This is a genomic window from Rhizobacter sp. AJA081-3, assembly GCF_017795745.1.
Lineage (GTDB): Bacteria > Pseudomonadota > Gammaproteobacteria > Burkholderiales > Burkholderiaceae_C > Piscinibacter.
In genome coordinates this window covers 4,673,848-4,700,836 of the sequence record NZ_CP059067.1, presented here as the reverse complement: position 1 = coordinate 4,700,836, position 26,989 = coordinate 4,673,848, and the positions used below count along the sequence as shown (strand labels likewise).

Genomic DNA, 26,989 nt, shown 5'->3' with positions numbered 1-26,989 from the left:
GAGCGCATACCCGGACCGCCTGCCCGCGCGCCCATCATTGCGGACCTTCGTGAATGTCTGCAACGGGCCGGGAGCGGTTGCTCGCGCGGCTGTTTCGCACCGTCACCGAGTCCTGCGCAGGCTGCCGCACAATGGTCCGCAACCGCTTCCGTGCCGCCCATGCAGCTGACCATCAACGGCACCCGCCGCGATCTCCCCGACGACGCGGTCGATCCCGACATGCCGTTGCTGTGGGCTCTGCGCGACGTGCTCGGACTTACCGGCACGAAGTTCGGCTGCGGCGTCTCGGCCTGCGGCGCATGCACCGTGCATGTGGATGGCCAAGCACGGCGATCGTGCGTTACGCCACTGTCGGCGGTGGCCGGCAAGTCGGTGCGCACGATCGAGGGGCTCGCACCCGCGGGCGGCCTGCACGCGCTGCAGAAGGCCTGGCTCGAGCATCAGGCGCCGCAGTGCGGCTATTGCCAGAGCGGCATGCTGATGGCCGCCGCGGCACTGCTCGAGCACATGCCGAAGCCGAGCGATGCCGACATCGACGCGGCCATCACCAACCTGTGCCGTTGTGGCAGCTACCCCCGCGTGCGCGCCGCCATCCACGCGGCCGCGGCCGAGATGCGCGGCGCGAAGTGATGAAGCGGCGCAGCCTGCTGCTGGCCGGCGCGGGAACCGCCGGCGCGCTCATCGTTGGCTGGGGCCTCCTGCCGCCGCGCAGCCGCCTCGGCCGCGCCGACAGCCGGGCCGACGCCGACGGCCGCATCGCGCTCAACGGCTGGATCCGCATCGCGCCCGACGGCCATGTCGTGCTGGCGATGAACCGCAGCGAGATGGGCCAGGGTGTGCACACCGCATTGGCCATGCTGGCAGCCGAGGAGCTCGACCTTCCGCTCGCGCGCATCGAACTCGTCGATGCCGGCGCCGATGCCCTCTACGGCAACGTCGCGGCGCTGGTGGGCGGCCTGCCCTTCCACCCCAGCGACAGCGAGCCCGGGCAGGAGACGCGCAGCGTGCGCACCGGCCGCTGGGTGGTGGGCAAGCTGGCGCGCGAACTGGGCCTGAGCCTGACCGGCGGCTCGTCGAGCGTGGCCGATGCATGGGAGCCGGTGCGCCTCGCGGCGGCCACGGCGCGGGCGCAGCTGCTGGGCGCCGCCTCGCTTCGCTGGAAGCTCCCGGCCGACGAACTGAGCGTGGCCGATGGCGTCATCTCGCACACCGGCGACAGCCGGCGCGCGCACTACGGCGAGCTGGTGGGTACGGCCGTGGCCACGCCGCCGGGGCCGGTGCAGCTCAAGCCGCGCGAGCAGTGGAAGCTGATCGGCCGCGCCGCGCCGCGCATCGACCTGCCGGCCAAGGTGGACGGCACGGCGCGGTTCGGCCTCGACGTTCGCCTGCCCGGCCTCGTCTACGCCGTGGTTCGCCATGCGCCGGCACTGGGCGGCAGCCCGGGCCGCGTCGATGTCGAGCCGGCGATGAAGCTTGCCGGCGTCGAGCGTGTCGTGCGGCTCGGCCCCTATGCGGGCTCGACCGCGGCGCTCGCCGTGATCGGCCGCAGCAGCTGGCATGCGCGGCGAGGCGCCGCCGCGCTGGCAGTCGACTGGCAGCCGCCGCCCGCGGGCACGCTGGACAGCAACAGCATTGCCGCCTCGCTCGATGCCGCCGCGCGTGCGGCCGCGGCGAGCGACGAAGGCCTGGCCTTCTACCGCCGTGGCGATGCCAACCTCACTCTGGCCGGCGCCGCGCGGCGCGTCGAGGCGCTGTACCGCGCGCCCTACCTGGCGCATGCGGCGATGGAGCCGATCAATTGCACCGCCCGCGTGGCCGACGGTCGGGTCGAGCTGTGGGCTCCCACGCAGGTGCCGAGCTTCGCGCGCGCCATCGCCGCGCGCGTGGCCGGCGTGCCGGAGTCGAACGTCACGCTGCACGTCACCTACCTGGGCGGCGGCTTCGGCCGGCGCCTCGAGGTGGACGTGATCGGCCAGGCGGTGCGCGTGGCGCTGGAGACCGGCGGCCGGCCGGTGCAACTGCTGTGGACGCGCGAGGAAGACATGACCCACGACTTCTACCGCCCGGCCGGCGCCGCGCTGATGCAGGCCGGGCTGGATGCGCAGGGCCGCGTGCAGGCGCTGAAGATCACCAGCGCCGGCGACGCCATCACGCCGCGCTTCATGGAGCGCAATGCGCCGGGGCTGGCCGGGCCGCTGGACCTGCCCGACAAGACCGCCAGCGAAGGCCTGTTCGACCTGCCCTACGACGTGCCGCACCAGCGCATCGCCCATGTCGCCACGCGCAGCGGCGTACCGGTGGGCAACTGGCGTTCAGTGGGCCACTCGCACAACGCCTTCTTCAGCGAGTCCTTCGTCGACGAGCTGGCGCACGCCGCGGGGCGCGACCCGGTGGCCTTTCGGCTGTCGATGCTCGAGGGCTTGCCGCGCCATGCCGCGGTGCTGAAGCTCGTGGCGGAGAAGGCCGGCTGGGGCGCACCGCTGCCCGCCGGCACGGCGCGCGGCGTGGCGCTGCACGAGAGCTTCGGCAGCATGGTCGCACAGGTGGTCGAGGCCTCGCTGGCCGACGGCCGGCCGATCGTGCGGCGCGTCGTCTGCGCCGCCGACGTGGGCACGGTGGTGCACCCCGGCATCGTCGTGCAGCAGATGGAAAGCGCCATCGTGTTCGGCCTGTCGGCAGCGCTGTTCGGCCGCGTCGACATCGTCGCCAGCGTCGTGCAGCAGAACAACTTTCCGAACCACCCGATCCTCACGATGGCGCAGACGCCGCGCATCGAGACGCACCTGGTGGCCAGCACGAACGCGCCGGGCGGCGTGGGTGAGCCCGGCACACCGCCGGTAGCGCCGGCGCTGGCCAATGCGCTGTTCGCACTGACCGGCCGGCGGCTGCGCGAACTGCCGCTGCTGTAATCGTCAGGCCGCGGCGGTGCGCCGCAGGTGGCGGGCCAGCGTCTCGCGCAGTCGCGCCACGTCGATCGGCTTGGTGAGGAAGTCGTTCATGCCGGCAGCCAGCGCCTCGTCGCGCTCGGAGGTCAACGCGGCGGCCGTCAGCGCGACGATGGGCAGGGCCTCGGCGTCGAAGCGCTCGCGCAGCTGCCGTACGGCGGCGTGGCCGCTGAGCACCGGCATGTGCACGTCCATCAGCACCAGGTCGAAGGGCCGGCCGGCGGCGGCCGCCGCGTTCACCGCATCGACGGCGGCCGCGCCGTCGCCCGCCTGCGCGACATCCAGGCCCCATTGCTCGAGCATGGCCACGGCGATCAGCATGTTCACCGGGTTGTCCTCGGCGATGAGCACGCGGCCGCCTTGCAGCGGCGCGAGCAGATCGTTGCCGGTGTGCGGCGCCGGCGTGGCGGCGGCCGCAGGCAGCGGCAGGTCGGCCCAGAAGGCGCTGCCGTAGCCGGGCGCGCTGTTGATGCCGACGCTGCCGCCCATCAGCTGCGCGAGCTCGCGGCAGATCGACAGGCCCAGGCCCGTGCCGCCATAACGCCGGGTGGTCGAATCGTCGGCCTGCGAGAACGGCTCGAACAGGCGCTGCTGCGTGTCCGCGTCGATGCCCGGCCCGGTGTCGTGCACGGCCAGGCGGATCCGGTCGCCGCGCACGCTCGCTTCGATGCGCACGCTGCCGCGTTCGGTGAACTTGATCGCGTTGGCCACCAGATTGGTGAGAATCTGCCGCACGCGCAGCGGGTCGCCGCGCACGGTCTCGGGCACCTCGTCGGCGATCGACAGCACCAGCGCCAGGTCCTTGCCCTCGGCCAGCGACAGGTAGGCATGGTGCACCGAGGCGACGGTGTCGCGCAGGCCGAAGGGCACGTCCTCCAGCGTGATGCGTCCGGCCTCGACTTTCGACAGGTCGAGGATGTCGCTGATGATGCCCGCCAGGCTCTGCGTGCTGTCGACGATCTGCGCCAGGTACTGCTGGCGGCGTTGCTCGGTCTGCCCCGGCTGCATCGCCAGCCGCGCCAGGCCGAGCAGGCCGTTCAGCGGCGTGCGGATCTCGTGGCTGGTGTTGGCCAGGAAAGCGCTCTTCGCGCGGCTGGCGGCTTCGGCCGCGTCGCGCGCGTCGGCCAGCGCCTGCTGGGTCTGGCGCCGCTCGGTGATGTCCTCGGCCGACCAGATCGTGCCGCCGCCGATCGGGTTGGACGGGTCGACCGACTGTGCCTGAAGCCGGCACCAGAACAGGCTGCCGTCGCGGCGCTTGAGCTGCGTCTCGCACTCGTAGCCATGCTTCTGGCGCAGCTTGGTGATGGCCTGCCGGCGCATGCCCTGGAAGCCGGATGGGTCCGGCCACAGCACGCTGAGCGTGGCGCTGCGCAGCTCGTCCTCGCTCCAGCCGAACATCTCGCGGTGCCGCGCGTTGATGCGCACGATGCGCTGCTCGCGCACGAAGGCAATGGCCAGCGTCACAGTGTTGAGGATGGCCTCGACCTCCAGCCGCGTCTGCTCGCTGGTGCTGACGTCGCGTGCGGCGAGCACGAGGAAACGCTGGCCGTCGAAGTCGAAGCGTGCCCCGGAGATCAGCATCGGGATGCGCTTGCCGTCGCGGCGACGGAAGGTCACCGGCAGCCCCTGCACGCTGCCCTGGCGGCGGATCGTCTCGGAAAAGGCGTCGCGGTCGCCGGGCTGCTGCCAGATGCCGAGCTCCAGCGCGGTGCGGCCGATCACCTCGTCGCGGCGGTAGCCGGCCACCTGCAGGAAGCAGTCGTTGACCAGCGCGTAGCGGCCGCTGTCGAACTCCGACAGCGTCAGGCAGTCGGGGCTGGTGGCGAACAGGTGCGAGAGCAGCGCCTCCGAGCGGCGCAGCGCGGCCTCGGCGGCCTTGCGCGCGGTGATGTCGACGTAGATGGTCAGCAGGGCCGGGCCGGCGGCGCTGTCCACGCACACCGCGGTGGCCTGCACGGCGAACGGCCGGCCATCGAGCGCATTCATCTGGTAGTCGACCACCGGCAGCGCCTGGCCGACGGCGAGCTGCTCGGACAGCGCGATGCGCTCGCGCACCGTGTGCCGCTGCTCGACGGCGGTGAAGTGGTCGAGCACGTTGCTGCCCTTCATGGCCTGCGCATCGCGGTAGCCGAACAGCCGGGCGGCGGCCTCGTTGGCGTCGAGCACCGTGCCACGGCGATGCAGCACCAGCGGCGACGGCGAGCGTGCGAACAGCGTGCGGTAGCGCATCTCGCTGGCCGCCACCGCCTGCTGCGCGCGCACCTGCGCCGTCACGTCGCGGCCCACGCCCCAGTAACCCTGGAAAACGCCGTCGGCGTCGAACTTCGGCTCGCCGCTGAGCGCGAGATGGCGCAGCCGCCCCTGCGCATCGTGGCTCGAGGTGACGAGGTTGCTGAACGGGCGGTGTGCCTCGAGGTCGGCGCGGTGGGCATCGAGCTGTTCGTCGTCCAGACCCAGGCCGGTGTGCTCCCAGGGCGTACGGCCGATTGCTCGCTGCGGCGACAGCGTGGCGACGCCGGCGCGGCTCTCGGTGACGCGGCTGAAGCGGAACTCCTCGTCCTGCTCCCAGTACCAGTCGACCGCGATGCCCAGCAGTTCGCGGAAGCGCCGCTCGCGCTGCGCGCTCTCGGCAAGGTAGTGATCGAGCACGCGCGAGATCAGCGCGCCCCCGGCCACGCCACAGCCGATCAGCAGCCAGTGGATGGCGCACAGCACCTGCACCGACACCGCGCCCGGCGGCGCCGGCAGGCGGCCGCTGAGGTGGCCCCAGCCGAGGGCGCCGACCGACAGCGCATTCAGGATCGCCAGCCCGATGCCATGGCGAACGCCTCCGACGGCCCCGAGCATGCACACCACCAGCGCGCCGAAGGCGATCGCCGGGTTGCGCAGGCCGTCGCCGAGCGCCACGCTGGCTGACACCGCGAGCACCACGGCGATCGCCGAGACGGCCAGCAAGGCCGCGTTCATCGGGAAGCTGCTGCGCCGGCTGGCGCGCAGTGCCCAGGCGGCGAACATCGCGTAGGCGACGAAGGCGGCGCACAGTGCGGCACGCGTGGGCGCCGATACCGGCGTGGGCAGCAGCAGAAAGATGGCCGCGCCGGCCAGCGCGGCGCCGATGGCCGTGCCGAAATACAGCGGGCCGACCAGGCGTCGCACGGCATCGGGCGTTTCGACCGCGTTCACGCGGGGGCGAAGGCTCATCGGTCTCGTCCCCGCTCGGGGGCTCGGCGTCGTTCGAAGGGGCACCCGCGTGCCGGGCGGGTTCGCGCGGCGCAGGGCGACGTGATGTTACGACGAGCGTCCGAGGGCGGTCACCAGGGAATCGTGCAGTTGTTGCGCGTCGATCGGCTTGGTCAGGAAGCCGTTCATGCCGCTGGCCAGCGCCTGCTCGCGCTCGGAGCTCAGCGCCGCGGCGGTCAGCGCGATGATCGGCAGCCGGTCTCCGGCGGGCCGTTCGCGCAGCAATCGCGTGGCCTCGTAGCCGCTCATCACCGGCATCTGCACATCCATCAGCACCAGGTCGAACGGCCGGCCCTGCGCCGCCGCGCGCTCGACGGCCTGCACGGCCTGCGCGCCGTCGAGGGCCTGGTCGACCGACACGCCCCACTGCTCGAGCATGGCCACCGCGATGGTCATGTTGACCGCGTTGTCCTCGACCATCAGCACGCGCGCGTCCGCCAAGGGCGAAGGATCGAGCACGCCGAAACCCGAGTCGTGTGCCGGTGCCTCGGTGGCGGGCAGCGGCAACGCGGCCCAGAAGCGGCTGCCGCGGCCCGGCTCGCTTTCGACGCCGACCGTGCCGTGCATCAGCGTCGCCAGTTCGCGGCAGATCGACAGGCCCAGGCCGCTGCCGCCGAAGCGGCGCGTGGTCGACTGGTCGGCCTGCGTGAAGGGCTGGAACAGCCGGGCGCGCACCTCGTGCGTGATGCCCGGGCCAGTGTCCTCGACCTCGAATCGCAGCGTGTCGCCGCCATCGACCACGGCCCGCAACTGCACGCTGCCCTTGGCGGTGAACTTCAATGCGTTGTTGAGGAAGTTGCCGAGCACCTGGCGCACGCGCACCGGGTCGCCCCACACCCATTGCGGCACGCCGGCGCCCCGCGTGAAGCCGAACTCCAGGCCGCGCGCATCGGCCAGCGTGCCGTACACCTGGCGCAGCGACTCGAGCAGCGCATGAAGATCGAAGGCGAGCTGCTCGACGTCGAGCTTGCCGGCCTCGATCTTCGACAGGTCGAGCACGTCTGAGATCACCGCCGACAGCGTCTCGGCGCTGTCGGCGATCTGGTCCAGGTACTGCCGGCGGCGAGCCTCGTCGACGTCGGGCCGCCGCGCCAGCCGCGCCAGGCCGACCAGGCCGTTCAGCGGCGTGCGGATCTCGTGGCTGGTGTTGGCGAGGAAGGCGCTCTTCGCGCGGTTGGCCGCCTCGGCATCGTCGCGGGCCTTGGCCAGCGCCTGCTCGACGCGGCGGCGCTCGGTGATGTCCTCGACGATCCAGATCGTGCCGCCGGCCATCGGGTGGCGCGGGTCCACCGCCTTGGCCAGCATGCGACACCAGAACTTCACGCCGTCGCGGCGCGTGAGCTCGCGCACGATCTCGACCGACTCGCCGCGCGCCAGCGCGGAGCCGATCAAGGTGCCGACTTCCAGGTACTCGTCATCGCTGGCCCAGACCGCGCGCCCGGGCTGGCCGAGCAGGCCGCCCGGCGGCCAGCCGAGCATCTTCTCGAGCGCCGGGTTGGCCTGCACGAAGACCTGTGCGCGCGTGAAGGCGATGCCCAGCGAGGCGTTCTGCAGCACCGCCTCGTGCGCCAGGCGGGCCGTCTCGGCGGCGGTCACGTCGCGGCCATTGAGCACGAGGTAGCGGCCGCCTTCCATCTCGAAGCTGGCCGCCGAGATCAGCAGCGAGTAGCGCAGCCCCGACTTCGAGACGAACACGATGGGCAGGTCCTTCACCGAGCCCTGCTCGCGCAGACGTTGCAGGAAGTCCTCGCGCGCCTGCGGGCTGACCCACACGCCCAGCTCGAGCGCGGTGCGGCCCAGCGCCTCGGCGGCGCTGTGGCCGGAGAAGCGTGTGAAGGCCTCGTTGACCATCACGTAGCGTCCGGTGGACAGGTCGGTCAAGGTGATCAGGTCGGGGCTGGTCGTCACCAGGTGCGACAGCATCGCCTCGGAACGGCGCAGTGCCTCCGCCGCGGCAACACGATCGCTGATGTCGCGCGACACGCCCCAGTAGCCGAGGAAGCGGCCGCCGTCGTCGAAGCGCGGCTCGCCGCTGACCAGTTCGTGGCGCAGGCTGCCGTCGGGCCGGCGCCAGCGCACGTGCAGGTCGCGGAACGGCCTGCGTGCCTGCAGGTCGGCCTGGTGGGCCGCGAGCGCGCCTTCGTCGTACAGCATGCCCTCCTGATCCCAGGGCCGCGTCATCGGCTGCGGGGTCGGCAGGAAGCGCTGATCGCTCTGGCGGCGCCACACTGCCGTGACGATGTACTGCTCGTTCATCTCCCAGTACGAATCCGCGGCGATGCCCAGCAAGCCGCGAAAGCGCATCTCGCGATCACGACTGGCGCCGAGATAGTGGTCGAAGACGCGGCTCACCAGGTGTCCGGCCGCCAAGCCCACTCCCACCAGCACGAGCAGGGTCACGAGACGGCGCGGCAGTGGCAGCGAGGCCACGGCATTGCCGCCGGGCAGCCAGCCGCCTTGTTCGGCCCAAGCCAGCGCCATCAGCAGCACCGCGCCAGCCGCGGCGACCAGCAGGCCCAGCCGGCTGTTCACGGTGGCGCTCATCACGAACGGTGCCACGCACAGGAAACCGATCACCGGAGCGTTCAGGCCGGCGCCACTGAGCACCGAGGTACCGCCGATCAGCAGCAGGCCGGCGATGCAGGTGACCAGCATGCCGATGTCGCTGCGAAGCCCCGTCCAGCGCCAGGCGATCAGGCTGAAGGCGGTGGAAGACAGGAAGCCGATGAACATCCACAGCCGGCCGGGCATCGGCATGGCCCCATTCGTGGCCATCAGCAGCGCACCGATGCCGCTGAGCACGGCGGAGGTGCCGAAGATGTAGCGGCGCACGAACGCACGAGCGTCGTGGCGCGGATCGGTGAGCAAGGTCGGATTCAAGGTGACGGCGATGGCCCGCGGGGCCTGTGGTCAGTCTGCCCCGAAAAGCCTGGGCTCAGGCCGGGTTTAACCCGCTGAGTCGCGGCCCGCCGCCAAGGATGCACGCGTGGCCAGTGCGGCCGAGCGTGCCGCGGCGGCGAATTCGTTGCCGCGGCTGGCGTACAGGATGGCGCGCGAGGAGTTCACCACCACCGGCGCGGTGGTGCGTTCGGCGCTGCCGCGCCAGCCGGCTCGCACGGTGGCCAGTGCATCGCCGCCCTGCGCGCCCACGCCGGGGATCAGCAGCGGCAGCGTCGGCGCCAGCTCGCGCACGCGCTCGATCTCGGCCGGGAAGGTGGCGCCCACCACCAGGCCGAGCTGGCCGCTGCGGTTCCAGGGGCCGGCGGCGAGCCGGGCGATGTGCTCATAGAGCAGGTCGCCGGTGACCAGGCGCTGCGACTGCAGGTCCGAGCCGCCGGGGTTGGAGGTGCGGCACAGCAGGAACAGGCCCTTGTTCTCGTACTTGAGCCAGGGCTCGACCGAGTCGAAGCCCATGAAGGGCGACAGCGTCACCGCGTCGGCGCGGTAGCGCTCGAAGGCCTCCAGCGCGTACTGCTCGGCGGTGCTGCCGATGTCGCCGCGCTTGGCGTCGAGAATCACCGGCACGCCGGGTGCCACGTGGCGGATGTGGGCCATCAGCCGCTCGAGCTGGTCTTCGGCGCGCTGCGCGGCAAAGTAGGCCACCTGCGGCTTGAAGGCGATGACCAGGTCTTTCGTCGCGTCGACGATGGTCGCGCAGAAGTCGAAGATGCGCGAGGCATCGTGCTGCCAGGCGCCGGGGAACTTGGAGGGCTCGGGGTCCAGCCCGACACACAGTAGCGACTCGTTGGCGCGCTCGGCGGCGGCCAGCTTCTCGGTGAAGGTCTGCGCCATCAGGCCGCTCCCGCGTCCAGTCGCCTGGCCAGCGCCGCTGCCACGCCGGTGTAGTTGCCCGGGGTCAGTGCCTGCAGCCGTGCCTTCTCGGCGGCGGGCAGTTCGAGCGTGTCGATGAAGGCGGCGATCGCTTCGCGCGTGATCGCCTTGCCGCGTGTCAATTCCTTCAGCCGCTCGTAGGGATTCGGCAGGCCGTAGCGGCGCATCACCGTCTGGATCGGCTCGGCCAGCACTTCCCAGGCCGCGTCGAGATCGCCGGCCAGCGCTTCGTGGTTGATCTCCAGCTTGTCCAGCCCGCGCAGCAGCGAGTCGTAGCCGAGCACCGCGTAGCCCAGCGCCACGCCCATGTTGCGCAGCACGGTGCTGTCGGTCAGGTCGCGCTGCCAGCGGCTGATCGGCAGCTTCTGGCTCAGGTGCGTGAGCAGCGCGTTGGCCAGGCCGAAGTTGCCCTCGGCGTTCTCGAAGTCGATCGGGTTGACCTTGTGAGGCATCGTCGACGAGCCGATCTCGCCGGCCTTCAGCCGCTGCTTGAAGTAGCCCAGGCTGACGTAACCCCAGACGTCGCGTGACCAGTCGATCAGGATGGTGTTCGTGCGCGTGACGGCGTCGAACAGCTCGGCCATCCAGTCATGCGGCTCGATCTGGATGGTGTACGGGTTGAACGTCAGGCCGAGCTGGTCTTCGACCACCTTGCGACTGAACGACTCCCAGTCGAACGCCGGCCAGGCGGCCAGGTGCGCGTTGTAGTTGCCCACCGCGCCGTTCATCTTGGCCAGCATCTTCACGTCGGCGATGCGGCTTCGCGCGTGCGCGAGGCGCGCCACCACGTTGGCGATCTCCTTGCCCACCGTGGTCGGGCTCGCGGTCTGGCCGTGCGTGCGGCTGAGCATGGGCACGTCGGCCAGCGTGTGCGCCATCTCCTGCAACTTCGCGACGATGCGGTCCAGTGCCGGCAGCAGCACCTCGGCGCGCGCCGCCTTCAGCATCAGTCCGTGGCTGGTGTTGTTGATGTCTTCGCTGGTGCAGGCGAAGTGCACGAACTCGGATGCTGCCTTCAGCTCGGCGCTGTTCTCGAAGCGGCTCTTCAGCCAGTACTCGACCGCCTTGACGTCGTGGTTGGTGGTGCGCTCGATGTCCTTGATGGCCTGCGCGTCGGCCTCGCCGAAGCGCAGCACCAGCCCGCGCAGCAGCCCGCGCGAAGCCTCGGACAGCGGCTTGAACTCCGCGAAGCCGGCATCCGACAGCGCGATGAACCACTCCACCTCGACCTGCACGCGGCGGTGCATCAGTCCGAATTCCGAGAGCAGCGGGCGCAGCGGCGCGACCTTGGCGGCGTAGCGGCCGTCGAGCGGCGACAGGGCGGTGAGGGCAGACAGGGTCATCGCGAGAGGCGCCGCAAGGCGCCGGCAGGGGCGGGCAAACCCGGATTCTAGGTGCCGCGCCTGACGGCGCCGCGGCGCCAAGATCATTGCGATGCGCGAGCACTGGCGGCTCTTTGAAGGCGCTTGCCCCGGCAGGCAAAGTTCGGGAATCGGCCCTCTGCTGAAGTTCGACGTCTGCTATGGGTCGTCAGGTGGGCGCGGCAAAGGCACGCCCGGGCAGGCTGCGGCGCTTCGCCTCGGCGGTCGGCGCGTTGCGCCGACTCCCCTGCGATGCTCGGTCTCGCGGCCCCGTCGCCGAACTCACTTCGCTCCCTGCGGTCGCTGCGTTCGGACAGCGTCGACGAGTCAGAAGACGATGCGCGCTGCGCGCGCGGCCACGAGCCCTGCGCTTCTCGGCACCTCAGAGGCGCGCCTCCACCTGCCCGGGCGAGCCTTTGCTGAACCGGTGGTGGCGCGCCGATGGAGGAGAACCAGCGCCTGCCGCGATGCACGAACCTGGCACGAAAGCAGACTCCCGCGAACTTCAGTAAAGGGCCGATTGCTGGCTACCAGCGCAGCTCGAAGCGGCAGGCGTCGTCGCCGCGCGCCTCGCAGCTCAGCTCGTTGCAGCGTGTATCGCGGTGCACGAGCTGGCGGAACAGGTGCTCGAAGGTGGCGGCGTAGTAGTCGCACACCGGCACCTCGCTAGTCTGGCCGCGGCACAGCGGGTTGTCGCGGATCGTCAGCAGCGTGGGCCGCCCCGCCACGGCCTCGAATGTCCCACTGCCGGCGAAGGTCCAGGCATGGCGGCGGATCGCGGCGAGCAGCACGCGGCACGCCATCGCCGCGGGCAGCACGCGCAGCACCGCCTGCACCGGCTTCGGGATGCGGTGGGCGAGCAGGTACCCGGCGGTGGCCACGCCGGCCTCGCGCGACACCTCGGCGGCCACGCGCGGCCCGAGTTCGCTGCGCAGCACCGTGTGCAGCCGCCGCGCCTCGCCCTCGTCGACCATCTGCTGCGGAGGCGCCGCCAGGTAGGGCGACAGGCCGGCGAGCGCGAACAGCTCGGCCGTGATCGAAGCGCCGAGCTGGTGCTGCAAGGCCTCGGCCACGCGAATGATCGCGTTCGGGCCGATGCGGCCGACGGTCGCCGTGCTCACACCTTGGCCGCCTCTTCCTCGCTCATCTGCTCGCTGCCGCCGCCGCAGGCCGAGATGGCCATCGCAGCATTCAGCTCACCCTGGCGACGCTTGTGCTCGATCTTCGGGCCGTGCATGGTCACCCAGCCGGCATCGGCCTCGGCGATGGCCGCCTGCGAGGGCCGCTCGAAGGTGCGCCCGGCATCGAAGGCGAAGTCGACCTTCTTCTTGCTCTGCGGGCCGGTGTAGCCGACGCGGCCAAGGTCGTAGAAGGTGCGCTCGAAGCCGCTCTTGAGAAACGCCTTCAGGCAACCCATCAGGTACTTGCGCCGCGTCTTGTCCCGCGTCCAGGGGTACTGGAAGAAGGTCTTGTTCATGAAGAAGCGGCGGTAGTTGTGCATCACGCGGTCGAGCAGCTCCGCCCGGTCCATCGCCTCGGGCTTCATGATCGGCGTCACGAAGTTGTACTTCTCGAAGTCGAACACCTCGACCTTGTCGCCGAGCTCCTGGAACAGGTCGCTGAACGGCCACGGCGTGTACATCGCCCAGTTGGCCATGTCGGGGTTCCAGTCGCGCGCCATCTGGTAGGTCTCTTCCAGCGTCTCGCGGGTCTCGTTCTCCAGACCGACGATGAACTGCGCCTCGGTGACGATGCCGGCCTCGCGCAGCAGGCGGATGGCCTTCTTGTTCTGCTCGATCGTGGTTTCCTTGTTGAAGCGGTCGAGCTTGAGCTGCGCCGCCGCCTCGGTGCCGAGCGAGACGTGGATCAGCCCGGCCTCGCGGAACATCGGCAGCAGCTTCTCGTCGCGCAGGATGTCGGTCACGCGGGTGTTGATGCCCCACAGCACCGGCAGCTTGCGCTTGATGAGCTCTTCGCAGAAGGCGATGAACTTCTTGCGGTGGATGGTCGGCTCCTCGTCGGCGAGGATGAAGAAGCCGACCTGGTGGTCGCGCACCAGGGTCTCGATCTCGTCGACCACCTTGATGGGATCGCGCACGCGGTAGTCGCGCCAGAACTTCCACTGGCTGCAGAAGGTGCAGGTAAAGGGGCAGCCGCGCGCGAAGTTCGGGATCGCCACGCGCACGCCCATCGGGATGTAGATGTACTGGCCCCAGTCGAGGATGCCCCAGTCCGGCGCGATGCGGTCCAGGTCCTGGATGGTCGGCTCGGCGGGCGTGGCCACCACCTTGCCGGCCTCGGTGCTGCGGTCGAGGTAGGCGATGCCGCGCACGCAGTTGCGGTCGCGTGCCCAGTCGCCGGTGTCGACGGCGGTGACGAGGTTGAGGAACACCTGCTCGCCCTCGCCACGCACCACGGCGTCGATCCACGGCGCTTCCTTCAGCACCTGCGGGTACATGAAGGTGCCGTGGATGCCGCCCAGCACGGTGACGACGTCGGGCTTCACTTCCTTGGCGATCTGCAGCAGCCGCTCGGCCTTGTAGATCGCCGGCGTGATGGCGGTGCAGCCGATCACGTCGGGCTGCAGGTCGGCGATGCGCTGGCGCACCTGATCGTCGGTCAGGTGGTTGGTCATCGCGTCGACGAAGATGACGTCGGTGTAGCCGCCGGCCTTCAGGTAGCCGGTCAGGTAGGCCACCCAGGCGGGCGGCCAGTTGCCGGCGATCTCGGCGCCGCCGGAATGGTAGTTGGGGTGCATCAGCAGGACACGCATGACAACTCCGGGTCGTTGGCTGGAGTTGCCAAATTAAGCCCGGAGTCGCTGCCCAGACTTGCGTTGTGTCAACAAGAATTGACACATGACATGTCGGGCAAACCCGACAGTGCGCCGACATTGCGGGCTACTGCAGCACCAGCTCCACGCGGCGGTTGCGCGCGCGGCCTGCCTCGTCGGCATTGGCCGCCAGCGGCGCGTAGCTCGCCACGCCCGCCGCTGACAGCCTGCGGGCGTCGACCTTGTAGGCCTTGACCAGCGCATCGACGACGGCCTGTGCACGCTGCCGCGACAGCGCGAGGTTGCCCTCCAGCGTGCCCTGGTTGTCGGTGTGGCCGACCACGTGCACCTTGAACGACGGGTTGGCCTGCAGCAGCTTGCCCATCTCGTCGAGCTGCGCCTTGGAGTCCGGCTTCAGCTCAGCCTTGCCGGTGTCGAAGAACACGCCGTACAGCGCGATGCGGCCCTGCGCCTGCAGGCCCTTGGCCAGCGCGCTCGCGTCCACCGCCACCTGACCGCTGTCCATGGCCTTCGGCTCGATCACCTGCACCAGCGTGGCGACATGCTTGTCGCGCAGCGCCTGGATGTCGCTGCGCGCCGACAGCACGACGAGGTGCAGCGTGCGGCCGCCGGCCTCGAGCGTGCCGTACCAGTAGCGCGGTTCGGCGCGGTCCTGGAACTGGTCGGTGAGGGTCTTGGCGTCCCAGCCGGCCAGGCTGCCGCTGGCCAGTTGCTTCGGGGGCCCGAGCAGCGGGCTGAAATCGCGGCTGCCGCAATCGTTCGCGCAGGCATCGATCTTCTTCGCGCCGGCCTTGCCCAGGGCGTCCTCGTAGTTGCGCTGCACCTCGGCCAGGCCGCGGCCCGCCGGGCCGAGGTAGAAGAAGCGGCCGACCTTGCCGTCGATGCGGGCTGTGGCGGCCGGCCCTGCGGGCAGGGTGATCTCGTCGTAGCCGCGCTGCTCCTGGCCGACGAGCCACGAGCCGGCGTAGCGGCTGATCACCGGATGGTCCTTGGCGCCGGGGGCATCCGGCGGCATCTGCGCGGCGACAGGGCAGGCGCAAGCGGCCATGGCCCATGTCGCCAGCCATCGACGGATCGTCATGTCCGTTCTCTCCCTGAGGATGCGACGGTCGCGAGTGTAGGGCCGGATTGACGGCTGCGGAACGGCTCTTGCTTAATCGGCGACTGCACCGCCCAAGAACTTTCAAGGAGCTCTCATGCCGCTGAACCGTCGCCACACCTTGGCCGCCACCCTGTCCGCCTTCGCCCTGGCCGCAGCCAGCGGCAGTGCCTTCGCCCAGGCCAAGCTGAAAGTGGCTGCCATCTACACCGTGCCGGTCGAGCAGCAGTGGGTCAGCCGCATCGACAAGGCGCTGAAGTCGGCCGTCGCGCGCGGCGAGATCGAGTACGTGTTCAGCGAGAACGTCACCAATGCCGACTACGAGCGTGTCATGCGCGGCTATGCCGAGAAGGGCCACACGCTGATCGTCGGCGAGTCGTTCGCCGTCGAGGCGGCTGCGCGCAAGGTCGCCAAGGACTACCCGAAGGTGAGCTTCCTGATGGGCAGCTCGGGCAAGCCGCAGGAGCCCAACTTCGGCGTGTTCGACAACTACATCCAGGAGCCGGCCTACCTCACCGGCATGATCGCCGGCGGCATGACCAAGTCGAACAAGATCGGCATGGTCGGCGGCTACCCGATCCCCGAGGTGAACCGGCTGATGAACGCCTTCATGGCCGGCGCCAAGGAGGTGAACCCGAAGGTCGAGTTCACCGTCAGCTTCATCAACAGCTGGTTCGACCCGCCCAAGGCCAAGGAAGCCGCCTTCGCGATGATCGACAAGGGCGCCGACGTGATGTACGCCGAGCGCTTCGGGGTGTCCGACGCGGCCAAGGAGCGCAAGGTGCTGGCCATCGGCAACGTCATCAACACGCAGGACAAGTACCCCGAAACGGTGGTCGCCTCGGCGCTGTGGAACATGGAGCCGACCATCGATCTGGCCATCAAGGCGGTGAAGGATGGCAAGTTCAAGGCCGACGACTACGGCATCTACTCGACCATGAAGCACAAGGGCAGCGAGCTCGCACCGCTGGGCACGTTCGAAGGCAAGGTGCCCGCCGACCTGGCCGCCAAGGTGAAGGCCAAGGAAGCCGCCATCCGCGACGGCAAGTTCGCCGTTAAGGTAGACGACGGCCAGCCCAAGGGTTCGGCCAAGTGATTGACTGCTCCTGATCGTTTGAGCGAGACCGCTCTCCGGCTGCGCGGCATCACCAAGCGCTTCGGCAGCCTCGTCGCCAACGACGGCATCTCGCTGGACCTCGGCCGCGGCGAGGTGCTGGCGCTGCTCGGCGAGAACGGCGCCGGCAAGAGCACCCTGGTGTCCATCCTGTTCGGCCACTACCTGGCCGACGCGGGCAGCATCGAGGTCTTCGGCGCGCCGCTGCCGCCCGGCCAGCCGAAGGCGGCGCTGGCCGCGGGCATCGGCATGGTGCACCAGCACTTCACGCTGGCCGACAACCTGTCGGTGCTCGACAACGTCATGCTCGGTACCGAGCCGCTGTGGTGGCCGTTCTCGCGCCGCGCCGAGGCGCGTGCGCGGCTGCTCGACGCGGCGCAGCGTTTCGGGCTGCAGGTCGACCCGGATGCGCAGGTCGGCACGCTGTCGGTGGGCGAGCGCCAGCGGGTCGAGATCCTCAAGGCGCTCACGCGCGGGGCGAAGATCCTCATCCTCGACGAGCCCACTGCGGTGCTCACGCCGCAGGAGAGCGAGTCGCTGTTCGCCACGCTCGGGCAACTGGTTGCCGCCGGCCTGTCGGTGATCTTCATCAGCCACAAGCTCGACGAGGTGCTGCGCGTCTCGCACCGCATCGCCGTGCTGCGTGGCGGCAAGCTGGTGGCCGACCTGCCCGCTGCCGGCGCCGACAAGGCGATGCTCGCCGAGGCGATGGTCGGCCGCGAGGTGGCGCCGGCCATCAAGCGTGCGCAGGCCCCGGGCGCACCGGTGGTCGAATTGCACGGCGGCACGGTGTGCGGCCCCGGCGCGCGGCCCTTGCTCGACGGCATCCAGCTCGAGTTGCGCGCCGGCGAGGTGTTTGCCGTGGCCGGTGTGGCGGGCAACGGGCAGGACGTGCTGGCCGAACTGCTGTGCGGTCTGCATGCGCTCGACGCCGGCACGCTGACGGTCGCCGGGCGCACGCTGCCGGCCCGTCCGCGTGCCTTCGTCGAGGCTGGCGTGGCGCGCATCCCGGAAGACCGCCATGCGGTCGGCGTGGTCGGCGACCTGCCGCTGTGGGAGAACGCGGTGCTCGAGCGCTACGCTTCGCCGGCCTTCTCGCGCCACGGCATCGTGCGGCGCGAGCGGGCCATGGCGTTTGCGCAGTCGCTGGTCGAGCGCTTCGACGTGCGCGGCACCGAATCGGCGGGCCTGGCGACGACGACACGTTCGCTGTCCGGCGGCAACATGCAGAAGCTGATCCTGGGTCGCGCCCTGGCCGGCGACCCCGAGAAGACGACCGCGCCGCCCTTGATCGTCGCCAACCAGCCCACCTGGGGCCTGGACATCGGCGCCGTGGCCTACGTGCACCAGCAGCTGCTCGATGCCTGCGCACAGGGCAGCGCGGTGCTGCTGATCAGCGAGGACCTCGACGAGGTCTTCGCGCTGGCCGACCGCATCGCGGTGATGCACCACGGCCGCCTCGGCGCGGCGCGGCCGGCGCGCGAGTGGACGCTGGCCGCCATCGGCCTGGCGATGGCGGGCGGCGGCGCCAACCCAGAGGCTGCGCATGCAGCTTGAACGCCGCGGCACGACGCCACGCTGGCTGCTGCTCGCCGCGCCGGTGGGTGCGATCGCCTTCACGTTGCTGATCACCTCATTGCTCGTCGCCTGGGCCGGCGCTCCGGTGACGCGCGCCTATGCCTTGCTGCTCGAAGGCGGCTTCGGCTCGCGCTTCGCCTGGACCGAGACGCTCACCCGCGCCACGCCGCTGATCCTCACCGGCCTGGCGGCAGCGGTGGCCTTCCGCGCGCGCCTGTTCAACATCGGCGGCGAGGGCCAGCTCTATGCCGGCGCGCTGGCGGCGGTGGCGGTCGGCGGGCTGCACGGGGGCAGCGGCTTCGACGCGTCGCCCTGGCTGCTGTTCCCGCTGATGATGCTGGCCGCCGCGCTGGCCGGCGCGCTGCTGCTGATCGGCCCGGCGCTGGCCAAGAGCCGGCTCGGCGTCGACGAGGTGGTGACCACGCTGCTGCTGAACTTCATCGTGCTGCTGTTCGTCTCGGCCATGCTCGACGGGCCGATGAAGGACGCCTCCGCGATGGGCTGGCCGCAGAGCGTGGCAATCCAGGACGCGCTGCAGCTGGGCAAGCTGATCGAGCGCAGCCGCGTGCACACCGGGCTGCTGTGGTCGCTGGCGGCCGCCGCCGCGCTGTGGGCGCTGCTCAAGCACACCACCACCGGCTTCGAGATCCGCGCCGTCGGCGCGAACGCACGCGCCGCAGCCTTCGCCGGCATGCCGGTGGCGGCGGTGCAGGTGAAGGTGGCGCTGCTCTCGGGCGCGCTCGCCGGCCTGGCCGGCGCCATCGAGGTGGCCGGCCGCGCCGGCTACGTCACGCTCGACATGTCGCCCGGCTACGGCTACAGCGGCATCGTCATCGCCATGCTCGCCGCGCTGAACCCGCTGGGCGTGGTGGCGGCGGCCGTCTTCGTGGCCGGCATCCTGGTTGGCGCGGACAGCATGAGCCGCGCCGTCAACGTGCCGACCTACATCGCCGACGTGATCGTGTCCGTGTCGCTGATCGCGGTGCTGGTGGCCACGATGTTCACGCAGTACCGCATCCGTCTGCGCTGACCATGCTGAGCGAAACCCTCGACCTGCTCTTCGCGGCGCCGTTCTGGATCGCGGTGCTGCGCATTGCCACGCCGCTGATCCTTGGCACGCTGGGCGTGCTGCTGTGCGAGCGTGCCGGCGTGCTCAACCTGGGCATCGAGGGCATCATGGTGGCGGGCGCCTTCGCCGGGTGGCTGGCGGTCTACCAGGGCGCCTCGCTTTGGACCGGCGTGCTGGCGGCCGCTGCCATCGGCGCGCTGTTCGGGCTGTTGCATGCGCTGCTCACCGTGACGCTGGCGCTATCGCAGCACGTGGCGGGGCTGGGCATCACGCTGCTGGCCACGAGCCTGGCGAGCTACGCCTACCGCGTGAGCTTTCCCAAGGTCGACAGCCCGCCGACCATCCAGCCCTTCGCGGCGATGGAGGGGCTGCCGATCCCCGTGCTCAACGCGCAGACGCCGCTCACGCTGCTCGCGCTGCTGCTCGTGCCGGCGATCGCCTGGGGCCTGTACCGCACGCCGGCCGGGCTGGCGCTGCGCATGGTCGGCGAGAATCCGGCGGCGGCCGAAGGGCAGGGCCTGAGTGTGGCCGGCGTGCGCACCGCGGCCCTCGTCGCCGGCTCGGCGCTGATGGGCGTGGCCGGCGCCTTCCTCACGCTGTCGGCCTTCAACGCGTTCTACTTCAACATGGTCAACGGCCGCGGCTGGGTGTGCGTCGCGCTGGTCGTGTTCGCCTCGTGGCGGCCGGGCAAGGCGCTGCTCGGCGCGCTGCTGTTCGCCTTCTTCGACGCGCTGCAACTGCGCCTGCAGCAGGCTGGTGGCGGCGTGTTCGGCATCGAGCTGCCCTACCAGGCCTACCTGATGCTGCCCTACGCGATGGCGATCGTCGCGCTGGTGGTGGTGGCACGCCGCGCCGCCTACCCGCAGGCGCTGATGAAGCCCTATCGCAAGGGCGAACGCTGAGCTGACTCAGTTGCTCCACCGCCGCCCTGCCGGCATCTGCGGTGGCCTGCCGTCACGAAGTCCTTGGTGCTTGTGGGGCAGGTGGTTCGGATGTGCGATCGCAGGCCCCATTCGCGGTCGCCCTGGCGGGTGCAGGCCGCAGGCGTCGTTGATGAGGCAGCCGCCGCGTCCCTCGGTGGTCGCCCGCGAGCGTGGGCCGGAGAGCGCATACCCGGACCGCCTGCCCGCGCGCCGAACGAGGCAGTCACGCGTGAACGTCGCTCAAGGGCCGCAAGCAGCGACTCACAAGTCAGCGCCTGTCGGCAGGCTGTCCGGCCTCACTTCAGCCGCTTCGGTCGGGCCGGCCGACCACGCTGCGAACCACCGGCGGGTCGGGCAGCGCCGGTCCGTCGCTGATCGCCAGCGCCTGGGCGAGCGTCTGCAGCGCCGCATCGGCGTCGGCCGCGTTGGCGGCATGCACGCGCAACAGCGGGTCGCCGGCGCGCACCTTGCTGCCCACCGGCAGCACCCGCGTCAGGCCGACGCGCGGATCGACGGAATCCGTCGCGCGCCGCCGCCCGCCGCCCAGCGCCACGACCACCAGGCCGAGCAGCCGCGTGTCCATCGACGCCAGCACGCCGGCGCGCGGCGCGGCCAGAACACGCTGCACCGGCGCCGCCGGCAACTGCGCGCCGCCGCGCGCGAGCACGCGCGAGGGGCCGCCGAGCCCAGCGACCATGCGTTCGAAACGCTCCGCCGCACGGCCGTCGTCGAGCGCCTGCAGGGCCTGCAGTTCGCCGCGCGCCGGCGAACTGGCCAAGCCGCCGAGCCACAGCATGCGGCCGGCCAGCGCGAGCGTCAGCGCCAGCAGCCTCGGATCGCGCGCCGTGCCGGTGAGGAAGTCGATCGCCTCGCGCACCTCGACGGCATTGCCGGCGGTGCTACCGAGCACCTGGTTCATGTCGGTCACCAGCGCCTGCGTGGGCAGGCCGGCGCCCACCGCCACCTCGACCAGGCTGCGCGCCAGGGTGTCGGCGGTCGCGGACTCGGTACAGAACGCGCCGTTGCCGAGCTTCACGTCCATCACCAGCGCGTCCAGCCCCGCGGCCAGCTTCTTCGACAGGATGCTCGCGGTGATCAGCGGCACCGACTCCACCGTGGCCGTGACGTCGCGGATCGCGTAGAGGCGCCGATCGGCTGGCGCGATGCGCGAACTCGCGCCGACGATCGCGCAGCCGGCCTCGCGCAGCACGCGCACGAGCTGTGTGCGCCGCGGCGTCACCATGTAGCCGGGCAGCGCCTGCAGCTTGTCGAGCGTGCCGCCGGTGTGGCCCAGGCCGCGGCCCGACACCATCGGCACCACCCCGCCGCAGGCCGCCACGATGGGTGCCAGCACCAGGCTCACCTTGTCACCCACGCCGCCGGTCGAGTGCTTGTCGAGCAGCGGGCCGTTCAATCGTGCACGCGACCAGTCGAGGCGGTCGCCCGAGTCCGTCATCGCCTGGGTGAGGGCCACGCATTCGTCACGGTTCATGCCGCGCAGGCACACGGCCATCGCGAAGGCGGCCACCTGCCCTTCGGTCCATGACCGGTCGACGAGACCGCGCACGAAGGCCTGGATCTCGGCCGCCTCCAGCGCTTGCGCGCGGCCCTTGCGGCGAATGATCTCCTGCGGAAGCATCTCGGTGCGGCTCGTCAGTTCAGGCGCTGGATGCGCCCGTCGGTGGTGGGCGACACGGTGCCGGCCCGCCGGAAGTACTGCTCGAGTGCTTCGATGTCCATCATGCCCGTGTGTGCGTCCGACCCATTTTCAGCGAGCGCCTTGAAGTTGTCGCCCCCTGAAGCGAGGTAGGCGTTGACGGTGACACGCAGGCGTTGTTCCGGCGCAATCGTGTGGCCGTCCAGCTGCAGGCTGCCGGGCACGATGCGCTGGCCGACCGGCCGGGCGGCGTCCCAGGCATACGACAGGCCGCGCGACACCTGCAGCAGGCGCGGCCGCGCCTGTCCAGCCCATTGCTGCTCCAGCACTTGAAGCAACTGCGCGCCAGTGAGCGTGATCGTGACCAGGGCATTGGAGAAGGGCTGCGCAGCGAACAGGTCCTCGTAGCGCACCGTGCCTTGCGCGTCACCCGTCAGCGCGGCGCGCAGGCCGCCCGGGTTCATCAGCGCGAGCTGCGCGCCGGCATCGGCCGTAGCGGCGAGCTGCGCATCGGCGACCAGCTGGCCGAGCGGTGATTCGCCGGCCGGGCCTTCGTCACGCGCCAGCGGCGCGGCAAGCCGGCCGACCACGCGGCGCGCCAGCGGCGCCGACAGGCGCTCGTAGGCTTCGATGAGCCGCGTCTGTGCCTCGTCCTTCGCGAAAAGGTCCGTGCGCACGACGACGTTGCGGGCGTTCGCCTCGCGCACGTCGCCGCTGGCGCGGTCGAGCAGCAGGTCGATCTCGCCGAGCAGGGTGCCGTACCTGTCGGCGCTGGTGACGAGCCGGCCGTCGATGCGGCACACGTAGGCACGGTGCGTGTGGCCGCTGATCACCAGATCGACCGCCGGGTCGAGCTGCCGCACGATGGGCACGATCGGGCCCGACAGTCCCGGGCAATCGCCGTGGCCGCTGGCCGGGAAGCCGCCCTCGTGGATCAGCACGACGATCGCCTCGATGCCCTGGCGGCGCAGCTCGGGCACCAGCGCATTGACGGTGGCGGCCTCGTCGCGAAACTCCAGCCCGGCCACGCCGGCGGGCATGACGATCTGCGGCGTGGTCTTGAGCGTGAGGCCGATGAAGGCCACCGGGATGCCCTCGAAGCGCTTGACCACGTAGGCAGGCAGGATCGGCTGGCCGGTGCGCGTGTCGATCGTGCTGGCCGCCAGGTACTGGAAGCGCGCGCCGGCGAACGGCGTCGGCCCCTTGCAGCCCTTGTCCGGGTGGCAGCCACCGCGCTGCAGGCGCAGCAGTTCGGCGGCGCCGCGGTCGAACTCGTGGTTGCCCACGGCGCTGATCGCCAGGCCCATCAGGCCGAGCGACTCGACCGTCGGCTCGTCGTCGAACAGCGCCGACAACAGCGGGCTGGCGCCGACCAGGTCGCCGGCGGCGACGAACACGTGGTTCGGGTTGCGCGCACGCAGCTCGCGCACGGCGCTGGCCAGGTGCTCGGCGCCACCGGCGGCGATGTCGATCGACTTCTCCGGGTCCTGCGGGTCGCGCATTCGAAACCCGCCGGCAGGGGGGCGCAGGTTGCCGTGGAAGTCGTTGATCGCCAGCACCTTCACCGCCACCGTGTCGGCGGGGCGCGGCGCCATCGCTGCGCAGCCCGCCAGGGTGGCGAGCAGGGCAATGAAAAAGGGCAGGCGGCGCACGAGGCGCAGCCTACCCGATGGACGAGACGGCCCCGAGGGGCCGGGAGGATCAGGCGCCGCCGTTGGCGACGAGCTCGTACAGGCCGCGGGTCCACCAGTTGAACTTGCGCGGGGGGTTGATGCGGTACTTGGGCAGGTACAGCGTGGTGCGCGTGGACTCGGCGAAGGCGACGACGGCGGTGGCCTTCATGTCGGCCAGGCGCTGCTGTGCGGCGGCGGTGGGCAGGCCCAGGGCGGTCTTGGCCTTGATGGCGAAGGCCACGAAGCCGGCCACGTCCAGCGCGTGGTCCATGTTGCCCACGTCCGGGCCGGCGTCACCGATCAGCGAGCCCCCGGCCAGGTAGGACGGGAACACCAGGCCGGCGTACTCGGAGCCGACCTCCGAGCCCGAGTAGAAGCCGCGCGTGCCGGGGGTGTTCATCCAGTCGAAGTAGTCGCTGGCCTGGCGGTAGACCTGGTTGGCCGCGGAGGGCACCTTCTCGATGTACAGGCGAGCTGCCTGGAAGTACAGGGCGCTCATCCACGGGCTGCTGATCAGGTCCGAGGGCGTGGTGCCGCCGGGGCCACCGCCCTCATGCTGCGTGTAGCTCACCAGCGGAGCCTTGCGGCCGGCACAGACCTGGTCCCACTGGTCCACCATGGCCTGCGCCCGCGACAGCGCGGCGGTGCTGTTGGAGACGGTGTGGTACTTCACCGCGGCGTTCAGCGCGACCCACAGCTCACGCTCGGTCCACAGGCCGGCGCCGGTGCTGTAGGTGTTGGGGAAGCCGGCCACGGTGGCGTTGTAGGCGGCGGTCTGCTTGGCGGTGTTCGTGCTCCAGGGGTGCACGTAGCTGTACTTGGTGTCCTGCTCGCCGGTCTTGTTGAGGAAGAAGCCCTCGGCGCTCAGGCGCGACTCGTAGTAGGCCAGGTCGCTGTTGGCCTGGGTCTGCCACTTCGTGTTGCGGGTGAGCTCGAACATCATGCGCCAGACGTCGGCGCGGTCGAACAGCCACGGCTCGTAGGTGGTGTCGGTGTAGTCCCAGCGGCCCTGGGCGGAGGTGAACTGGTCGGTGACGGAGTGGCCGGCGAAGTTCCAGTTGCGCGCAGCCGTCTCGGCGAAGTTCTGCAGCGTGACCAGCAGCGCGCTGGAGGTCACTGGCGCGGGTGCGGGTGCCGGTGCAGGCGCCGGAGCAGGTGCAGGTGCAGGTGCGGGAGCAGGCGCCGGAGCAGGTGCCGGTGCCGGTGCGGGAGCAGGCGCAGGCGCAGGCGCCGGTGCGGGAGCAGGTGCGGGTGCGGGTGCCGGTGCGGGTGCCGGTGCCGGTGCGGGTGCCGGTGCGGGTGCCGGTGCGGGTGCCGGTGCGGGCGCCGGAGCAGGTGCCGGAGCAGGTGCCGGCGCCGGAGCAGGTGCCGGCGCCGGAGCAGGTGCCGGTGCGGGAGCAGGTGCCGGTGCGGGAGCAGGTGCCGGTGCGGGAGCAGGTGCCGGTGCGGGAGCGGGTGCGGGTGCCGGTGCCGGCGCTGCGTCGGGAAGTGTCACCGTCGTCGCGGTCGTGGTCCGGTTGCCTGCCGCGTCCTCGGCGGTCACGGTGATCGTGTTCGCGCCGGTCTGCAGCTGGATGGGGGAGGCCGACCAGGTGGCCAGCAGGTAGTTGCCCGAAAGCGATGCCCTGCCGCTGCCGCCGCGGTCGTTGGACCAGCGCACGCGGTACAGCCGCAGGTTGTCGCTGGCCTGGCCCGACAGACTGATCTGCCCTGTGCCGCCCACGTCGCCACTTTGCTGGTCGATGGATACGCTCGGTGCCGATTTGTCCATCGAGCGCCAGCGCAGGCGCTCGGCCTGTGCCATCTCGCTGTCGTCGAGCAACACGTCGGTGCTCGACGCGTCGTTGCCGCCGCAGCCGGCCATGCCCAGGACCGTGAGCGCTTGCGCGACGACCAAGGCTGTCTTGTTCAGTGTGAGTTTCATTCCCAACGATTCCTCTGGATTCGGTTCATCGTGTGCGCGTCTAGGGCGCGCAACGCACAGTTCGGGTCTGCTGACCGCACCATATCGATCGCCGACCACCCCCCGGTAACGGGGGGGTGGTCATGTAACGGGTGCTCCAGAGACCGAAAGCGCCTGAATCGACCCATGCGCGCGGTGATGCGCCGATCCCGGCCGCCTGGCCGAGCCTTCGGCGCATGCAGTTGTTACATCGACGCACCGATACGGGGATCCTGTTGCATGGCGCCCGACAAATGAGAACGGGCGGGCGACGCGCTCTGCGTCGGCCCGCCCGTTGGGGACGAGACGGCCCCGGAGGGCCGGTAGAAGTGGAGTCAGGCGCCGCCGTTGGCGACGAGCTCGTACAGGCCGCGGGTCCACCAGTTGAACTTGCGCGGGGGGTTGATGCGGTACTTGGGCAGGTACAGCGTGGTGCGCGTGGACTCGGCGAAGGCGACGACGGCGGTGGCCTTCATGTCGGCCAGGCGCTGCTGTGCGGCGGCGGTGGGCAGGCCCAGGGCGGTCTTGGCCTTGATGGCGAAGGCCACGAAGCCGGCCACGTCCAGCGCGTGGTCCATGTTGCCCACGTCCGGGCCCGCGTCGCCGATCAGCGAGCCCCCGGCCAGGTAGGACGGGAACACCAGGCCGGCGTACTCGGAGCCGACCTCCGAGCCCGAGTAGAAGCCGCGCGTGCCGGGGGTGTTCATCCAGTCGAAGTAGTCGCTGGCCTGGCGGTAGACCTGGTTGGCCGCGGAGGGCACCTTCTCGATGTACAGGCGAGCTGCCTGGAAGTACAGGGCGCTCATCCACGGGCTGCTGATCAGGTCCGAGGGCGTGGTGCCGCCGGGGCCACCGCCCTCATGCTGCGTGTAGCTCACCAGCGGAGCCTTGCGGCCGGCACAGACCTGGTCCCACTGGTCCACCATGGCCTGCGCCCGCGACAGCGCGGCGGTGCTGTTGGAGACGGTGTGGTACTTCACCGCGGCGTTCAGCGCGACCCACAGCTCACGCTCGGTCCACAGGCCGGCGCCGGTGCTGTAGGTGTTGGGGAAGCCGGCCACGGTGGCGTTGTAGGCGGCGGTCTGCTTGGCGGTGTTCGTGCTCCAGGGGTGCACGTAGCTGTACTTGGTGTCCTGCTCGCCGGTCTTGTTGAGGAAGAAGCCCTCGGCGCTCAGGCGCGACTCGTAGTAGGCCAGGTCGCTGTTGGCCTGGGTCTGCCACTTCGTGTTGCGGGTGAGCTCGAACATCATGCGCCAGACGTCGGCGCGGTCGAACAGCCACGGCTCGTAGGTGGTGTCGGTGTAGTCCCAGCGGCCCTGGGCGGAGGTGAACTGGTCGGTGACGGAGTGGCCGGCGAAGTTCCAGTTGCGCGCGGCCGTCTCGGCGAAGTTCTGCAGCGTGACCAGCAGCGCGCTGGAGGTCACTGGCGCGGGTGCGGGTGCCGGTGCGGGAGCCGGCGCCGGTGCGGGAGCAGGCGCCGGTGCCGGTGCCGGTGCCGGAGCAGGTGCAGGTGCAGGTGCAGGCGCGGGAGCAGGTGCCGGCGCGGGAGCAGGTGCAGGCGATCCAGAGGCCTGCTGCAGGGCGTCTGGCTCGGAGCCGCCGCAAGCAGCCAGCGCAGCGGCGAAGAGCAGGGTCCAGGCGGTCTGGTGGGTGCGGCGCAGGGTGCCGCCCGCAGCGGGCCGGGCGAGTGCCTGGAGGGATCCAGCCTGCCCGTGGCGCTTGATATTCGTCATTGAGTCAACTCTCTCGGTCATGAACGCGAG

The 26,989-nt window shown here is 70.8% G+C and carries 17 protein-coding genes; 6 read left to right on the top strand and 11 right to left on the bottom strand.

All coding sequences use genetic code 11. From position 1 onward, the window contains the following. Window positions 1–159: 159 nt before the first annotated feature. Window positions 160–630, top strand: coding sequence for a (2Fe-2S)-binding protein (locus HZ992_RS22295; RefSeq protein WP_209383978.1), 471 nt, complete (start codon window positions 160–162; stop codon window positions 628–630). After that, window positions 630–2,909, top strand: coding sequence for a xanthine dehydrogenase family protein molybdopterin-binding subunit (locus tag HZ992_RS22290; RefSeq protein WP_209383977.1), 2,280 nt, complete (start codon window positions 630–632; stop codon window positions 2,907–2,909). The genes HZ992_RS22295 and HZ992_RS22290 overlap by 1 nt, the downstream gene beginning before the upstream one ends. Window positions 2,910–2,912: 3 nt before the next feature. Here HZ992_RS22290 and HZ992_RS22285 read toward each other — a convergent pair whose 3' ends face one another. The 7 genes from HZ992_RS22285 to HZ992_RS22255 form a co-directional block, all read right to left on the bottom strand. Continuing rightward, complete coding sequence (locus HZ992_RS22285; protein ID WP_209383976.1) at window positions 2,913–6,146, bottom strand: PAS domain-containing hybrid sensor histidine kinase/response regulator; 3,234 nt, start codon at window positions 6,144–6,146, stop codon at window positions 2,913–2,915. Between the two features lie 87 nt (window positions 6,147–6,233). Continuing rightward, window positions 6,234–9,053, bottom strand: coding sequence for a PAS domain-containing hybrid sensor histidine kinase/response regulator (locus HZ992_RS22280; RefSeq protein ID WP_209383975.1), 2,820 nt, complete (start codon window positions 9,051–9,053; stop codon window positions 6,234–6,236). Between the two features lie 78 nt (window positions 9,054–9,131). Then, the gene (pyrF, locus tag HZ992_RS22275; protein ID WP_209383974.1) at window positions 9,132–9,977 is read right to left on the bottom strand and encodes an orotidine-5'-phosphate decarboxylase; all 846 of its coding nucleotides are present in this window, start codon (window positions 9,975–9,977) and stop codon (window positions 9,132–9,134) included. Beyond that, the gene (gene purB / locus HZ992_RS22270) at window positions 9,977–11,359 is read right to left on the bottom strand and encodes an adenylosuccinate lyase (protein ID WP_209383973.1); all 1,383 of its coding nucleotides are present in this window, start codon (window positions 11,357–11,359) and stop codon (window positions 9,977–9,979) included. The genes pyrF and purB overlap by 1 nt, the downstream gene beginning before the upstream one ends. A gap of 545 nt (window positions 11,360–11,904) precedes the next feature. Next, entirely contained in the window at window positions 11,905–12,498 is a 594-nt protein-coding gene (gene bchJ / locus HZ992_RS22265; RefSeq protein WP_209383972.1) for a bacteriochlorophyll 4-vinyl reductase, read from the bottom strand. Beyond that, a complete protein-coding gene (gene bchE / locus HZ992_RS22260; RefSeq protein ID WP_209383971.1) occupies window positions 12,495–14,150 on the bottom strand; it encodes a magnesium-protoporphyrin IX monomethyl ester anaerobic oxidative cyclase in 1,656 nt (551 codons plus the stop codon). Before bchE ends, bchJ begins: the two co-directional genes overlap by 4 nt. A 127-nt stretch (window positions 14,151–14,277) precedes the next feature. Beyond that, window positions 14,278–15,252 carry an OmpA family protein gene (locus HZ992_RS22255; protein WP_209383970.1) on the bottom strand — a complete coding sequence of 325 codons (975 nt, stop codon included), beginning with the start codon at window positions 15,250–15,252 and terminating at the stop codon, window positions 14,278–14,280. 115 nt (window positions 15,253–15,367) lie between these two features. On the opposite strand from HZ992_RS22255, the gene HZ992_RS22250 reads away from it, so the two are divergent. Genes HZ992_RS22250 through HZ992_RS22235 form a run of 4 tightly spaced genes read left to right on the top strand, consistent with a single transcriptional unit; the run spans window position 15,368 to window position 19,933 of the window. Next, a complete protein-coding gene (locus HZ992_RS22250; RefSeq protein WP_209383969.1) occupies window positions 15,368–16,366 on the top strand; it encodes a BMP family protein in 999 nt (332 codons plus the stop codon). Between the two features lie 18 nt (window positions 16,367–16,384). Next, window positions 16,385–17,941 carry an ABC transporter ATP-binding protein gene (locus HZ992_RS22245; protein WP_209383968.1) on the top strand — a complete coding sequence of 519 codons (1,557 nt, stop codon included), beginning with the start codon at window positions 16,385–16,387 and terminating at the stop codon, window positions 17,939–17,941. Continuing rightward, window positions 17,931–18,992 carry an ABC transporter permease gene (locus HZ992_RS22240; RefSeq protein ID WP_209383967.1) on the top strand — a complete coding sequence of 354 codons (1,062 nt, stop codon included), beginning with the start codon at window positions 17,931–17,933 and terminating at the stop codon, window positions 18,990–18,992. Before HZ992_RS22245 ends, HZ992_RS22240 begins: the two co-directional genes overlap by 11 nt. 2 nt (window positions 18,993–18,994) lie before the next feature. Next, a complete protein-coding gene (locus tag HZ992_RS22235) occupies window positions 18,995–19,933 on the top strand; it encodes an ABC transporter permease (RefSeq protein ID WP_371816762.1) in 939 nt (312 codons plus the stop codon). Window positions 19,934–20,255: 322 nt separating this feature from the next. Here HZ992_RS22235 and deoA read toward each other — a convergent pair whose 3' ends face one another. From deoA to HZ992_RS22215, 4 genes are all read right to left on the bottom strand, one after another. Continuing rightward, the gene (gene deoA, locus HZ992_RS22230) at window positions 20,256–21,593 is read right to left on the bottom strand and encodes a thymidine phosphorylase (RefSeq protein ID WP_209383966.1); all 1,338 of its coding nucleotides are present in this window, start codon (window positions 21,591–21,593) and stop codon (window positions 20,256–20,258) included. A gap of 14 nt (window positions 21,594–21,607) precedes the next feature. Then, complete coding sequence (locus HZ992_RS22225; protein ID WP_371816761.1) at window positions 21,608–23,263, bottom strand: bifunctional metallophosphatase/5'-nucleotidase; 1,656 nt, start codon at window positions 23,261–23,263, stop codon at window positions 21,608–21,610. Window positions 23,264–23,312: 49 nt separating this feature from the next. Further along, window positions 23,313–25,208 carry a hypothetical protein gene (locus HZ992_RS22220; RefSeq protein ID WP_209383965.1) on the bottom strand — a complete coding sequence of 632 codons (1,896 nt, stop codon included), beginning with the start codon at window positions 25,206–25,208 and terminating at the stop codon, window positions 23,313–23,315. Between the two features lie 353 nt (window positions 25,209–25,561). Further along, window positions 25,562–26,959, bottom strand: a complete 1,398-nt coding sequence (locus tag HZ992_RS22215; RefSeq protein ID WP_209383964.1) for a hypothetical protein — start codon at window positions 26,957–26,959, stop codon at window positions 25,562–25,564. Window positions 26,960–26,989 lie beyond the last annotated feature (30 nt).